Source organism: Enterococcus sp. DIV1089c (assembly GCF_050530965.1).
Classification (GTDB): Bacteria; Bacillota; Bacilli; order Lactobacillales; family Enterococcaceae; genus Enterococcus_B; species Enterococcus_B hirae.
The window spans coordinates 1724153-1737209 of sequence record NZ_CP172888.1 but is presented as its reverse complement, the minus strand read 5'-3'; the positions used below and the strand labels follow the sequence as shown (position 1 = coordinate 1737209).

At 31.4% G+C, this 13057-nt stretch carries 11 protein-coding genes and 2 tRNA genes; 8 read left to right on the top strand and 5 right to left on the bottom strand.

Going from position 1 to position 13057, the window contains the following annotated elements:
• The first annotated feature begins 99 nt into the window (after positions 1 to 99).
• Both IGL30_RS08095 and IGL30_RS08090 read left to right on the top strand, forming a co-directional pair.
• A complete protein-coding gene (locus tag IGL30_RS08095) occupies positions 100 to 1041 on the top strand; it encodes an Abi family protein (RefSeq protein ID WP_081128558.1) in 942 nt (313 codons plus the stop codon).
• 258 nt (positions 1042 to 1299) lie between these two features.
• Positions 1300 to 1373: transfer RNA gene (locus IGL30_RS08090), tRNA-Ile, on the top strand.
• Positions 1374 to 1689: 316 nt separating this feature from the next.
• Here the strand turns inward: IGL30_RS08090 and IGL30_RS08085 are convergent.
• The gene (locus IGL30_RS08085; RefSeq protein ID WP_081125523.1) at positions 1690 to 1947 is read right to left on the bottom strand and encodes a hypothetical protein; all 258 of its coding nucleotides are present in this window, start codon (positions 1945 to 1947) and stop codon (positions 1690 to 1692) included.
• 549 nt (positions 1948 to 2496) lie between these two features.
• Between IGL30_RS08085 and IGL30_RS08080 the strand changes: the two genes are divergently transcribed.
• The 4 genes from IGL30_RS08080 to IGL30_RS08065 all read left to right on the top strand — a co-directional run bounded on the left by IGL30_RS08080 (position 2497) and on the right by IGL30_RS08065 (position 5942).
• A tRNA-Ile gene (locus IGL30_RS08080) sits at positions 2497 to 2570 on the top strand.
• Between the two features lie 33 nt (positions 2571 to 2603).
• Positions 2604 to 2936, top strand: coding sequence for a putative quinol monooxygenase (locus IGL30_RS08075; RefSeq protein WP_010718759.1), 333 nt, complete (start codon positions 2604 to 2606; stop codon positions 2934 to 2936).
• Positions 2937 to 3352: 416 nt separating this feature from the next.
• Complete coding sequence (locus tag IGL30_RS08070; RefSeq protein WP_081123338.1) at positions 3353 to 4045, top strand: DNA-directed RNA polymerase subunit omega; 693 nt, start codon at positions 3353 to 3355, stop codon at positions 4043 to 4045.
• 1483 nt (positions 4046 to 5528) lie between these two features.
• Positions 5529 to 5942, top strand: a complete 414-nt coding sequence (locus tag IGL30_RS08065) for a DUF4231 domain-containing protein (protein ID WP_010718761.1) — start codon at positions 5529 to 5531, stop codon at positions 5940 to 5942.
• A 213-nt stretch (positions 5943 to 6155) separates the two neighbouring features.
• Here IGL30_RS08065 and IGL30_RS08060 read toward each other — a convergent pair whose 3' ends face one another.
• Entirely contained in the window at positions 6156 to 6428 is a 273-nt protein-coding gene (locus tag IGL30_RS08060; RefSeq protein WP_317751561.1) for a hypothetical protein, read from the bottom strand.
• 529 nt (positions 6429 to 6957) lie between these two features.
• Positions 6958 to 7809, bottom strand: coding sequence for a hypothetical protein (locus IGL30_RS08055; protein ID WP_063627713.1), 852 nt, complete (start codon positions 7807 to 7809; stop codon positions 6958 to 6960).
• Between the two features lie 466 nt (positions 7810 to 8275).
• On the opposite strand from IGL30_RS08055, the gene IGL30_RS08050 reads away from it, so the two are divergent.
• Complete coding sequence (locus IGL30_RS08050) at positions 8276 to 10060, top strand: hypothetical protein (protein ID WP_010737816.1); 1785 nt, start codon at positions 8276 to 8278, stop codon at positions 10058 to 10060.
• A 91-nt stretch (positions 10061 to 10151) separates the two neighbouring features.
• Here the strand turns inward: IGL30_RS08050 and IGL30_RS08045 are convergent, their stop codons facing one another.
• The gene (locus IGL30_RS08045) at positions 10152 to 10301 is read right to left on the bottom strand and encodes a hypothetical protein (RefSeq protein ID WP_430618151.1); all 150 of its coding nucleotides are present in this window, start codon (positions 10299 to 10301) and stop codon (positions 10152 to 10154) included.
• Positions 10302 to 10757: 456 nt separating this feature from the next.
• Here IGL30_RS08045 and IGL30_RS08040 point away from each other — a divergent pair, with 456 nt between their 5' ends.
• Entirely contained in the window at positions 10758 to 10976 is a 219-nt protein-coding gene (locus tag IGL30_RS08040) for a hypothetical protein (protein WP_010737815.1), read from the top strand.
• A 224-nt stretch (positions 10977 to 11200) separates the two neighbouring features.
• Here the strand turns inward: IGL30_RS08040 and IGL30_RS08035 are convergent, their stop codons facing one another.
• Complete coding sequence (locus IGL30_RS08035; protein WP_088744941.1) at positions 11201 to 13003, bottom strand: glycerophosphoryl diester phosphodiesterase membrane domain-containing protein; 1803 nt, start codon at positions 13001 to 13003, stop codon at positions 11201 to 11203.
• Positions 13004 to 13057: the final 54 nt, after the last annotated feature.

Here is a 13057-nt window from a genome sequence, read left to right as displayed (position 1 = left end):
TTCTTCATGATATATTTTAGTCAATAGATGACAATGCCTCCATTTCCGAAAGGACAGATACGCTCTGACATGGAGGCTCTTTTTTTTGGAGGAAAAGGGATGGATGAACCACTATACTTGAGCTGCAAAGAGCAGTTAGAATTGTTTGCTGCAAGAGGTATGGAAGTAAAAGAACATGATATAAAAAAACTTGAACATATAAATTATTACAGATTAAAAGAATTTGCTAGACCTTTATCAAAAACACGAAAAGAAAATGGAGTAATACTGGTTGATTATACTGGGATATCTTTTAAAGAAGTATTAACTAGATATTACCAAGATAAAAATTTAAGAATTAATCTATTGCATGCAATTGAAAAAGTAGAGATATCTTTGAAGACTAAAATAGCGCAAGTTTTAGGAGAATCTTTAGGAGCGTATGGTTATTTAAACTTTTCATCTTGGACCAATAGAGCAAAATTTAGTAGATTTGAAATTGAAGAGAGACAATATAACTTTAAAAAAAACTTGCTAAAAGTTATGCGTCATGCTCGCTCTGCAGATTTAACAAATAGAAATAAAAATAAAGATGGTTTTCCTATTATATGGCTAGCACTAGACTTATTGATGTTTGGAGATCTAATTAGAATGTTAGAAATAATGAGTAACAAAAATCTTAAAAAAATCGCCGCTTGTTATTCCTGTGAAGCAAACGAACTTATTTCATGGATGAAATGTTTGCATTTTGTTAGAAATATTTGTGCCCATAATTCAAATATAATTGATTTAAAGCTTAAAACAACCCCTATACAAAAGTCAGAATGGGACAATATTCTTTTTATGTTGAAGGATAAACATGGGGAAAAAAGGCAGTCTAATAGATTAGCAATAGTATTATTAATTGTTTATCACCTGGTTTCTCAAATAAATGAACATTATAAGTGGAAAAATCTTAAAAATAACATAAAAACAATATGTGCAGGTAAAGAAAAAAATGCAAATTTATTAGGTTTTTCTAGTATAGAGGCTTCAAAAAAAGTTTTTAAAAAAGAAAAATGACTTCTAAACAAATAATGAAAGTGTAGTCAATGATGTGAGCATTAAGTTTATTTAGTTGAAGGGGTATTCAACAAGCTCCTCGTTGAGGAGCTATACATAACTATATTGACAACTATAAAAATTATTCGATAAAATAGTGATGTTATCGCATATCTTCACTATCACCCATAATAGTCACACTCCAAGCTATACGGTAACAGGTTTGTTGCCACAAAAACTAATGCTATCTCTTTTTATTGTCCATGGTGGCAACAACCTGTACCCTTAGCTCAGTTGGTCAGAGCAGACGGCTCATAACCGTCCGGTCGTAGGTTCGAGTCCTACAGGGTACATAAATTGAAGAATTACAAGTATGAAAAAAATGAAAACTTATTATTTCAACTTTTAACTGTTGACATTGTGTATTATTTATCGTTTAATAAAATTAATAGAACCCCGCACACCTCTTAACAATGTGTCCCAAGCGGGGACGTTTTTATATAGGAGACTATACATATTAGTATTGATTTTTTACAGGATGAGATTATAATAATCATAATAGCTGATGAATTAACTTCCCAATCCTTTTTACAACTCTAAACAGCGAAGCGCCTTTGGGCGCTTCTTTTTTGTACAAAAAAACGACTCATAATGAGCCGTTTAAATAGATCAGAGTAATAAGTCGTTAATTTCTTTAAATTCTTTATCAAGTTCTTTTTCATCATATTTTTCATATTTGTCAGCTTCATGAAGAACTTTTTTAATTTCATGAATAGCTTTTCGTTCAACTAACCATTTTTTTAGGTTATGTTTTTTTTCTGGATTTTCAGATAACGTATCAAGTTCGTCTAATTCTTTGTCCAGTTTGTTGACAGCAGAAACAATTTTGTTTACAACTTTTTCTTCTTTGTTTTCTAAATTTGACATTTATCTTCACGTCCTTTTTATTTGATAATATAAGTATAGAATATAGATACAATTAATACAAAATAAAACCTTTAAATATGTCTAATCGCATAAATAGAAAAGCTAGTTTAAATATTCTTATTAAGTTTATTTAGTTGATTTATATGGGAATAAGAAATATTTAAATTTGAAACGATGGATTTAATTCATGAAAGATACATAAAAGGGATAAGCTAATTAAACTTATTTAAGATCTTTTTTTCATTTTTCTGAAAAGTTAAAGTAATAATAGACTAAAAAATAACCATGTGAGATAATAAATAAAGAAAAAGCTTCAGATACACCCTTACCCTAGAGTCTTTCCCCAAAAAGATAAGTATCTGAAGCTTTTTTCTTTTTATGACTTGGAAATAATAGCATAAAATAATATCTTATACAAAGAATAAGTACAATCTAGTTTTTTGCTATTAAATGTGTAATAATAAATATGCCATCACAACAAAGAATGAAACCCATTATTATCTAGTCTATGTCCATTCTTTTTGTTTGCAGTAGTTGTGATGGCTTTCCGTACTCTTAGCTCAGTTGGTTAGAGCAGACGGCTCATAACCGTCCGGTTGTAGGTTCGAGTCCTACAGGGTATATAAGGATAGATAAATATACAAGGAGGTAAAGAAATGGCTATTACTGTGAACATTTATTATAGTGGTACAAATGGAAATGCGAAAAAATTTGCAAAAGAGATGGTTTCAACTGGAGTTGTAGAAGATATCCGTGCAGAAAAAGGCAATATTAAATATGAATACTTTTTTTCAATGAATGATGAGGACACAATTCTTCTAATTGATAGTTGGACAGATCAAGATGCACTAGACAAACATCATGAATCTCCGATGATGGCTCATATTACTAAACTTAGAGAAAAATATGATTTGCATATGAAAGTTGAAAGATATGTAACAGATATAAAAAATATTTCCGCAAAAGACTCCGCTTTTATAAGAAAATAAAGTGCTTATTTTATTTGATAGGATAGTTTTTTCTTTAGAGTGAGAAGAACACTTGTAGTAACAGTACTCTTAAGTTAATTTATCTATAACTAAACCATTTTTTTATACACCTTCGGGTGTTTTTTTTATTTCAAAAATATAGAATATATAATCTCTTAAATTGGTAAAATAAATGTGTTAGATGTTTTGGTCTATCCGAAAGAGTAGACTTTTTTATGTGAATTTAATAACTGTATCTAATTTTAAATTAATTAATACAATGTTTTAAAAATAATGTTTGTATGCAGTTACATCTGACTTTATCCGAATTAAGAAAAAGATTTATAAAAATAAAATAAAAAAATACATATTTAAATTGACTGATTGTGAAATCATTAACTATAATTTGTTCAGTTTGTGTTAAGGAGAATGGTGATATGAATAAGAAAATTGTAGTAAGTGGATTAATTATAGGTGGATTAGTGTTAGCAGGGATCGCAGGGAAAAACTTTGCCGATGATATTTTGTTATGGGGTGGAGAAGATAATATTGAACAAATCAATCATAATTTGGAGTCATTAGATAAAGCACTAGAAAATAAAGAGCAAAATATTAGTAGTTTAAATTCACGATTATCTTCAAATAATCAAGAACTTGAGCAAGTAAAGGCTAACGTTGAAGAATATAAACAAAAAGTGTTGACTTTGGAAAATGAGAAAAATCAATTAACTATAGATAAAACAAATTTAGAGAATCAATTATCAGGAAAAAATGCTGAATTGCAAGGTAAACAAAATGAAATCAATGCTAAAATTGATGAAATAAATCAAAAAATAGCTGAAATAAATCAATTAAACACTGATTGGAATAATCGTTTACAAACAGAACAAAATAAATTTAATGATGCTCAAAATACTGTTAATAGTTTAAATCAACAAATTAATCAATTGTCAAATGAAAAAAATACTATTAAAAACCAATTGCAAAGTACTCAACAAAAACTAGAAAAAGAGCAATCAGAAAACAGTAATTTGAATAATTATATTGAAAAACTGGAAAAAGCCAAAAGCGATGTAGAAGACACAGCAAATAGATCACAAGAAATCGTGACTGAACATACAGGAAAATAGATGTATTTTTTAGTTTAAATTTCTTTAACAAAATAGTATTTTGTTGCTAAATAATTTTTATTTGAATATTCTACAAAAATATCTCCTCTCAAAATGGAGGGGAAGTACATATTTATATTTTTGCTGAACGACAGGAAACGGGGAAAGGTCTTTTTGTTTGTACTTCAAAAAGACTAAAACATATTAAAAAAGGTCTTCCACCTTTAAATAGATTTGAAATTTTACCAAATAAAGAGACTTCTAGAATTAAATCGCCATTTCGCATGCCAGTTCTGGTGGATTGTGATCGGTTATTTGTCTTAAGTGGTATCTCTATACCATTAACGTTACTTACAAATCGGAGGTATATATGTAGAGAATACCTAGAAAAAATTTTACAAATAAGGAAAAATAATATGAGATGTGAAATTGTGCCTTTAGAGATTAAATCAATGATTTCATTAAATCCTTTGCTAAATTTAAAACCGAAAGATTCAAATCTGACTTTGAGTAGCTAAAGACCTCAACCAATCATTCTTGGCTGAGTTTTTTTCGTTCTTATATTAATTGTTCTAACTCCGGTTTCAATATGCATATAAAAAAGTAAAAATAATAGAAAAACTAGTGATAGTTTTGGTGATAGTGATATTAAAAACCAGAAAAGATGGAAAAAGCAGGAGATAGATAAAATACTGATATTTCAGCGTTTTCTAACGGTACAAAAGAGAAAAAAAGTAATAAATGTACACATGATACAAGAAAAACATGTTCGCACTTCTAGGCAAACCAGGCTTTGAAGACCTTGCCAAAGAATTGAACGAACGTCTTTAAGATAAGGAGTTTTAGGTAATTATTAAAAATAATTATCCAAAACAATTTGCCTTTAAAATGAAAAATGATACTCATTGAGGTATTTATAAAAAAGGATGGCTAATTATAGCCATCCTTTTTTGGTTTGTTGGCAGAGAAATATTTTGTCCAGAAAATTTTCGTTGTTGATTATTGATATAGTCATTGGACTTATCGAAGTTCGTTCAATACTTTCATATGACACTTGATCCTATAGTTGAATAATAGAGATATCTTTATGACTTATATCTTCATGCTTCATGCCAACTTTTCGGTTAGGCACTGCTTACACATAGCTACCATTATGGACAGTTAGGGGAGAGATGGGCACGTTTGTCAATTCTGTGGGCAATAGTATTCACAGTTTAAATTTTTTAAATCAATCAAGCTTACTTTGCTCGGTTGGTCAGAGATTGTGAGCATACATCAAATGTAATTTTTATGTCGTCTGTAATGATTAAATCTTTGTTCAGATCTTTTCAATAGCTTTTATCCGTGCACGAATACTATCATTGACAAATATATCATTATTTTGATAAAATAATAATTGTTATTTAATAGCCATTTGTTTTGATTTGTAATTAGCTGAAACATAGGTAAATCCAATTATAATAGTTTTACGACCAAATTTTAATAAAGTGAATGGAGAAATGATATGGATCAAAAAGCGTTTATTGAATCGATTGATTCTACAATTAATAAATTAAAAAAAGATATTCAATCGTATAATAGAATCATTGGCATAGGGAATATTATAAAAATCGTATTATCTGCTGCTATCCCTATTTTAATTCACGAGGCATCTGATCATAAGTCTTTGTTATTAGTCGTTTCGATTGCTTCCGCAATCATAACGATTATTCAAAGTGGAATGTCTGCGTTTAATTATCAAAACAAAGTACAAACCGCAACACAGGTTCTAATGAAAATAGAAAACGAGAAGCTACTTTATGTAACAAAAACATCCCCATATGATAAAACGGATGAAGAAAATTTTCATTTGATTGTTTCGACACTTCAAACGGAGTTGAATGATATCATTTCTGACTTTAATCAAGTAAGCAATTAACCATATCATCCGTTTAAAGATAGAAAGGTACCAAAGAGATAGGAACAACAAGTAATCCTAGAACAGCATTTATGTATAAATAAAAAATAAACCTAATTTTGCTGATTTAAAAAGGTATCCAAACCTACTCGCTGAGACAGATGGATACCTTTTTTCTTTTACAAAAAAGTTCTGATTTTTTTAGACGGGAGTTATATACTTCAAAACCAATTTTTATTTTTTACCAATAAATTCTTTCTTGATTTTTTTAAAATCAATCAGTATTTTCGTGGGACCTAGCACATGATATTCTCTGACGACCAATTGGTTTCTTTGATTATAATAGCCACTGATTACTAATTTCATTCCTTCATCTACTTCAGCAAGAAAGTTTAAACCATGACCAGCGATTAAACAGTTCGTATCATTCAAGCTAAATCTTATCAAGGGACGAGCCCCAATTTGTAGTATTTTTATTTTTGTTACTGTGCCATATTTCTTAATCATTGTGGACTCTCCCTTATGAGCGATTTCGAGGATGACAATCCGTAAATATTCTTTAATAGCATTATACGAACAAACGTTCTTTTTGTAAAGGAGAAACGCAAAAAAATTTATGGTATTTAAGCTAATATCCGACTATTAATATCAGGGGAATGGCTGTAAAAATTTTCTTTTTTTTGTATGACCATGCTTAAGTAAAGTTAGGAGAGACCGGACACCGGAAATGTTCACAATAAAAAATAAATTAGGGAGACAAATCTTACATTGTGCTTTGAAAATGGATAAACGGTGTTCAAAGAGCTGACCTTCGGCGATAAGTCAAAAAATCTCAAAACATGGAGAGCTGTTTCGAGATTTTCATCCTTAACGCTCAGGTCAAAACGCTCTTTTCACAACCTCTGATTCACGGTGTTCAAGCATCAACTCCTTGAAATAAGCCGGAGAGTCCAAAATAGTAGAGACTATTTTCGGATTCTCCGGCTTAGTTATCAGAGCTAGACACTGCTGTCACAGTTCATTTTATTATTTTAGATTAACCTCGCTTACACAACGTATATCCACGTGCTTGGGCCTCTTGCAGCGAGATAGCTACGACAGAATTTGCGTTGTTAAGTCCCGAACAGTTCGGATTTAAATGATATTTTGTACCATGATCTGGAGCAATATAAACCGTTTGTTCGTTGTTTTGTTGCGGTGTTTGTGCTGCTGCAACTTGATTGGCTTGTTCTTGTGCGGCCGCAGCTTGCCGTTGTCGTTCTGCTTCAGCTGCCTCATTTGCTTTGATCGTTGCATCTACTGTAGCTAGTCGAGCAGACAAGTGTTGATTGCCGTTTGGAATAGCCTGGATTAAAGTAGCTGCTGAGTTATAGTTTTCTCTAGTTGGATGAGCTTCAGCTTGTGATAGTGCTGTTGTTGCTTCATTTTCAGCTTGTTTTTGACGTTCTTCTTGTGCTTTACGCTCAGCTTCAATTTTCTGTTTTTCTTCTTCTTGTTTTTTGCGCTCAGCCTCAAGTTTCTGTCTTTCTTCTTCTTGTTTTTTGCGCTCAGCCTCAAGTTTTTGTTTTTCTTCTTCTTGTTTCTTACGCTCAGCTTCAAGCTTCCGTTTTTCTTTTTCTTTATGTTCAGCCTTTTGTTTCAGCTGTTCTTCACTAGAAGTACTTGATGTTCTTTTTGTTTCGATCTTTTTTTCAGATTGTGTGCTTGCTTTTGAACTATCGGAATGACTGGTAGGAGAGATAGACGCTCCGAAAATCATAAGAATAAATGCTGTTCCTATAATAATAAAGTTTCGTTTTTTATTCCCTTTTTTGAAAAATGATCGAATTAGTCCTACTAACCCCCAACAAATACCAATTAAACCTACTAACACTAAAAAAGTTCCCATTTTTTTCCTCCAAAAATAAAAATATTTTCCTTCCATGTAGGAATGAAAGGAATAAACCTCCTAATAAAAAAATATATCATTCTGTAATACTTGTCTAAAGATATACAAAGTTGTTTTTTATCTAAAAATTAAATTACAAAATAAAAAATGTGAATTTTTAATCACCTATTGATAAAAATAGATATATAAAGGAAATGATTTGCACAACAGCAGATTACGATAGTTACAAAGTGGAAAAGATCAGTCATTAAGTTAGTACAGTATAATTCTTGTTTTTAACGCTTAGAACCTGCTAAAAAAGCAATCAAACAAGTTAATAAGAATCTTTTAAGGTTAATATCAATGAAATGAATTTTTGCTATACTTATTAGAGGCTTATTGAATAAGGAGTTGAGTGAATTGGTTAAAAATAAATTATCAAATATGATTAGTATCAAGAAGAAAGGCGGAGGAAAGGTTAGGGTACATGGATAGAGTAAAGGAAATGCTTCAGTATGTTAGGCAAAAACAACTTTATTTTATTTGTGGTATCGCTCTAATTCTTACACTAATACGTCTTTATCTCTATTACAAAGCGACTTACAGCATCGATATGACAGCTAGCTATGATGACCAGCTTTTTATTCATTATGCCCGTAATTTAGTGGACGGGCAGTGGTTAGGAGAGTACAATGCTAAAACTTTATCAAAAGGTATTTCTTATAGCTTATTTTTAGCTTTTGCCAATAAAATTCAGCTACCATACTCGCTATTATTAGGTGGGTTTAATATTTTAGCTAGCGTGCTGATTACACTGAGTGTAAAGCCGATCGTTAAAAAGAATAGTATCTTGTTTTTTATCTATGTCTTTTTTTTATTTTCACCAATCGGTTTTACCCATGAATATTCGACACGTATTTATCGAAACGCCATTGTAATTCCATCTGTCGTAATTATCGTTGCTTGTTTATTAGCTATTTATTATCGTAAATATCGTGCAACAAAAACTATTTTACCTTGGTTTTTCTTGTTGTCTCTAATCTTTCCATTTTACTGGTATATTCGCGAAGATTCACTCTGGTTGTTGCCGTTTGTTCTGGCAGCCTTAATCATTAGTTTTGTTCAGATTTTATTAGGAGTGGATTTTAGACCAACGAAAACTGTTGAAAAGTTTCTTTCACAAATTACCTTTGATCGAAGAAAACTGATCAAGCTCAGTTTGTTTTTTCTTCCTATGATCAGCTTTATCGTGACAAACCAAATGATTAAGCATAAAAATGAAGAAGTCTATCATCTTGCAGTAGTCAATGATCGTACGAGCGGAGAGTTTGCTCAATTGATGAAGAACTTGATTCGAATAGATGATGGAACGAACATAAACAAAGAGAACAGTAGGATTTGGGTTTCTCATGAAGCGTTAAATAAAGCATTAGCTGTGTCACCTGCTTTTGCTAAAGAAGCTGCTAGAATCAAAGAATTATATACGACACATGCTTGGACTCAGGCAGGAAAAGTAAAGGAATTAAAGGGAGACATTATTTTTTGGGCACTGCGAGATGTGTTGAATGAGTCTGGCTACTATCAAAATAACGCAAAAGAAACCAATGAATTTTGGAAACAAGTCAATCAAGAGTTAAGGGCTGCTTATCGTAAGGGAGATTTGAAGAAGAAACGTGAAGTCTACTTAATGAGTACAGGAGATGGGAAGATTGCCGAGGATATTCCAGTACTCTTAGATTTTTTTAGGACAGCTTATAGTGACAATTTATTTTACAAAGATTTTCATCAAGGAGGGAATTACAGTTTTGGAACCCATGCGGATGTAGAAGCAGCGCAAAACTTTTTGCGGGTTCCTTTATTGAATAATTGGATTAATAGTGAAGATCCACAACCGCCAATTTTAGTTTTATCAAAAACAGCGAAAATCTCTAATATTATGATTGCGATTTATCAAAAGACAAGTGGTGTTGTTCTATGTTTAGCGATTTTAGGATTTTTATTTTTGATCTTAGGTTCAATCTATGCTAAAAAAGATCGTGGTTTTTATTGTTCTGCACTAGTCATTACTAGTGGTTTGATATTGACCCAGTTTTTATTTTTATTTGGGGTTTCATGGTTTTGTTCCTACTCGCCAGAGCAAAAAGATTATTTTCTAAGTGTGTATACGGGGGCAGGAGTACCAATCATGCAAATTGCGATGGTTCTAATCTTTCTGGGAATCAGCAAAATTTCATGGGGGAAAATAAAGCACAAACTCAAATTGAATAAATAATAAAAGACGTTTGCTAACTGTATTAGTTGCAAACGTCTTTATTCTTTTTTCGATCCCGAGTTGTTTTCGGTCATTAGAAATGATTCACTCCTTATTTGGATTCATTTAATGCACGGACAGCTTGTTCAATCGTGATACCAAATGCTACGTTGTTTTCATTTGTAGCATCAATTGCTATAAATTGATTGGATACAGTATCAAATGCAACTCGGTATTCAATATTTGTTTTAGTAAATGTCATGTAAGTCACCTCTTTTTTTATTAATGTAAATTGTGGTTGGAATTTTCTGTTAAATTTTCCTTCCTGTAATCAGTGTAGCACCCTTATTTTTTTTTCGCAATTAATTGCTATGTCAACAAGGGATTCTTAATTTTCTGTGAGTCCAATAAGCAATCCAATCAATAACAGGATAAATACAGTAGCTTGAATAACAATCATGAAATTCCCTCCTCACAGAATAGTTTAGATGCTTTTTCGGAGGTTTACACGAACAAAAGGCTAACAGTTTCAAACAAATCTGTCACTTATAAATTACAATTATATCTTGGTGTTAGTTATGTGAGAAAAAGGGGAATCTAGATTGAAATCGTGTAATTCTAAGAAAAAATATAAAAAAATTCAATAAATCGTTTTCAAATCTTCTTTTTTTTGTTATTATAAATTAAAGATTAACAAAATAAAGGAGGGAATTGAGAAATGTTAAAATTAGAAATAGGCAAGTCATACATATGCAAACCGATTGGAGTGAACTATGAAGTGATTGGTTGCGTGGAACGTACATATACTAATACGGCTGTTATTTTTGTAGAAAGCTATGATCAGAGAGATCGGTTGGCTGTTTACGATAGTAAGTTTCGTCTACTAGTTAAACTGGACGAAATTTATACAGTAGCAGAATCTGCTTTGGTTTCATAAACACTTTTTTTGAGAAATATCGTAAACTTCTCTATAATTAGAGGAGAGAGAAGGGAGCGAAAAAACATGCAAAAAAGAAAGAGTTCAGGTAAAATGGGCATTATCTTAGCAGTTATTTCTGCTATTCCGGCAATCTTAGCAGTAGTTCGTGCGGTGAAAAGCGCGAGAGAAAGATAAAGTAATTGAAAAAGAACCCCATGGATTCAATCCATGGGGCTCTTTTTTTAACCAACACCTAAAACGAAATTCAATAATTTATCTGAATAGGTGATCTCTTCATCCATTGCTTTGATATTTTCATTTAAGATAGTCATTTGATCAGTAATGATCCCATCAACACCATAAAACATCATACGACTGATTCCATCTGAGTCGTTAACCGTCCAGACATACACTTTTTTACCATCTTGATGAGCTGAATCAATAAAATTCCGATTGATCGTACTATACTCCATCGTCAAAAAGTCAGCCGGAGTAACTGGTGGTCCAACAATATTGAATGGTAGGATGTAGCCTACATAAAAATTAGGGTTGGCATTTTTCAGATCAGATACTGTCTGATACGTAAGACTTTGTAGAATATGCTGATGAGTTAAAATGTTTTCTTCATATTTTTTTACAAAGCGATCAACGATATCTTTAGAATCATTTTTTGAATTTTTGATTTCGATTAAAAGTTTTTGATTTAATTCATTGGCTCTCTTTAAATAAGTATCAAAGGAAACGACAGGTTCTTTCGCACCGTTTTCAGTTACTTTTAACTTTTCTAATTCTTTCAAGGTTAGATCTTGTGGTGCTTTATTTATCCCTGTTAATTTTTTTAAGTTAAAATCATGCATGACAACGAATTGACCATCTTTGGTTTCTTGTACATCCATCTCCACATAATCAGGATGGTAGGTACGACTTGTTTTTTCTAAAGCAGCTAAAGTATTTTGGGCACTGTTACCTCCACTGACACCACGATGAGAAATCGTTACAGGTTTCGTTTGAGAAGCAGAAGTCAAATAATCCATATTGTAGAGACAAACACCTACACCAAAAAATACAGCAAATAAAACTAAGCTTGTATTTTTAAGAACAGAAAAACGTTTGTTAGGAGATTCTAAACGAAACCAGTTAGGAGTCTCAGGAAGAAAACCTTCATCATCCATGAAATCAATAATAATGTAAAAAATTCCGACTGTTGACATAACGATGTTGAATAAAAGGATAGCTTGAAGAATCGTCATTGCAAAAACAGCGCTAATCAATGAATAATTAGGGAAAAATTGTTCTACAATTATTTGTGCGAGGAGCACAATTAAATAGCCGGCAAATGAAATGAGTAAAATACTACCACCAATAATGATGAACTGTCCAAGGATTGCAAAAAAACGTGATTTGGTTAAATACCAACTTTCTTTAACCGCTTGTTTAAATGGTCGATCACGTAGAATCATTTCTGGTAAGGCAAAAATGAGACGGATACCAATGTAAGCTAAAAAGATATAAAACAGAATGAAGCTGCTAACCACGATCCAACGATTAGTAAAAATAAAATCCATGATAAAAGCTGGGATTTTAACTTTAGATAGTAAATCAGAATTAAAACTTAACCCACTAATCGGTAAAATAAGTACGAAATAAGCTAAGAAAAAAAGAAAAGTCAATGGGCGTATTTTTTTTAATTGACGAAACGTTGCTTGAAGTAACTGTTTCAACGAGATAGGTGTTTGTTTCTTAATAAAGTAAACACTCATCAATAAAAAAGTAAACTCAAAATAAACTAGGAGTAAGATAGTTAGTAAGACAGCAGTCAAAGACAATAAGACACCTGGGTGCTTTGAAAGGATTGTAGAGATATTATCACTAGATATATAATCAATGGCTCCTCGATTCAAGATGAATTTGGTCGTACTATTCAATAAGGGTAAACAAATAAATAAAATAAATAAATGCATAATCAAAACATCACGAAAATATGCTTGAGTTCCTTTAAGAAAGTCCCAAGCATTTCCTAAACTTCTTTTTAAATAAATTAACATTCAATCACCTACCATAAATATTATAACGTAAAAATAAAAATAAGTGGACAGATT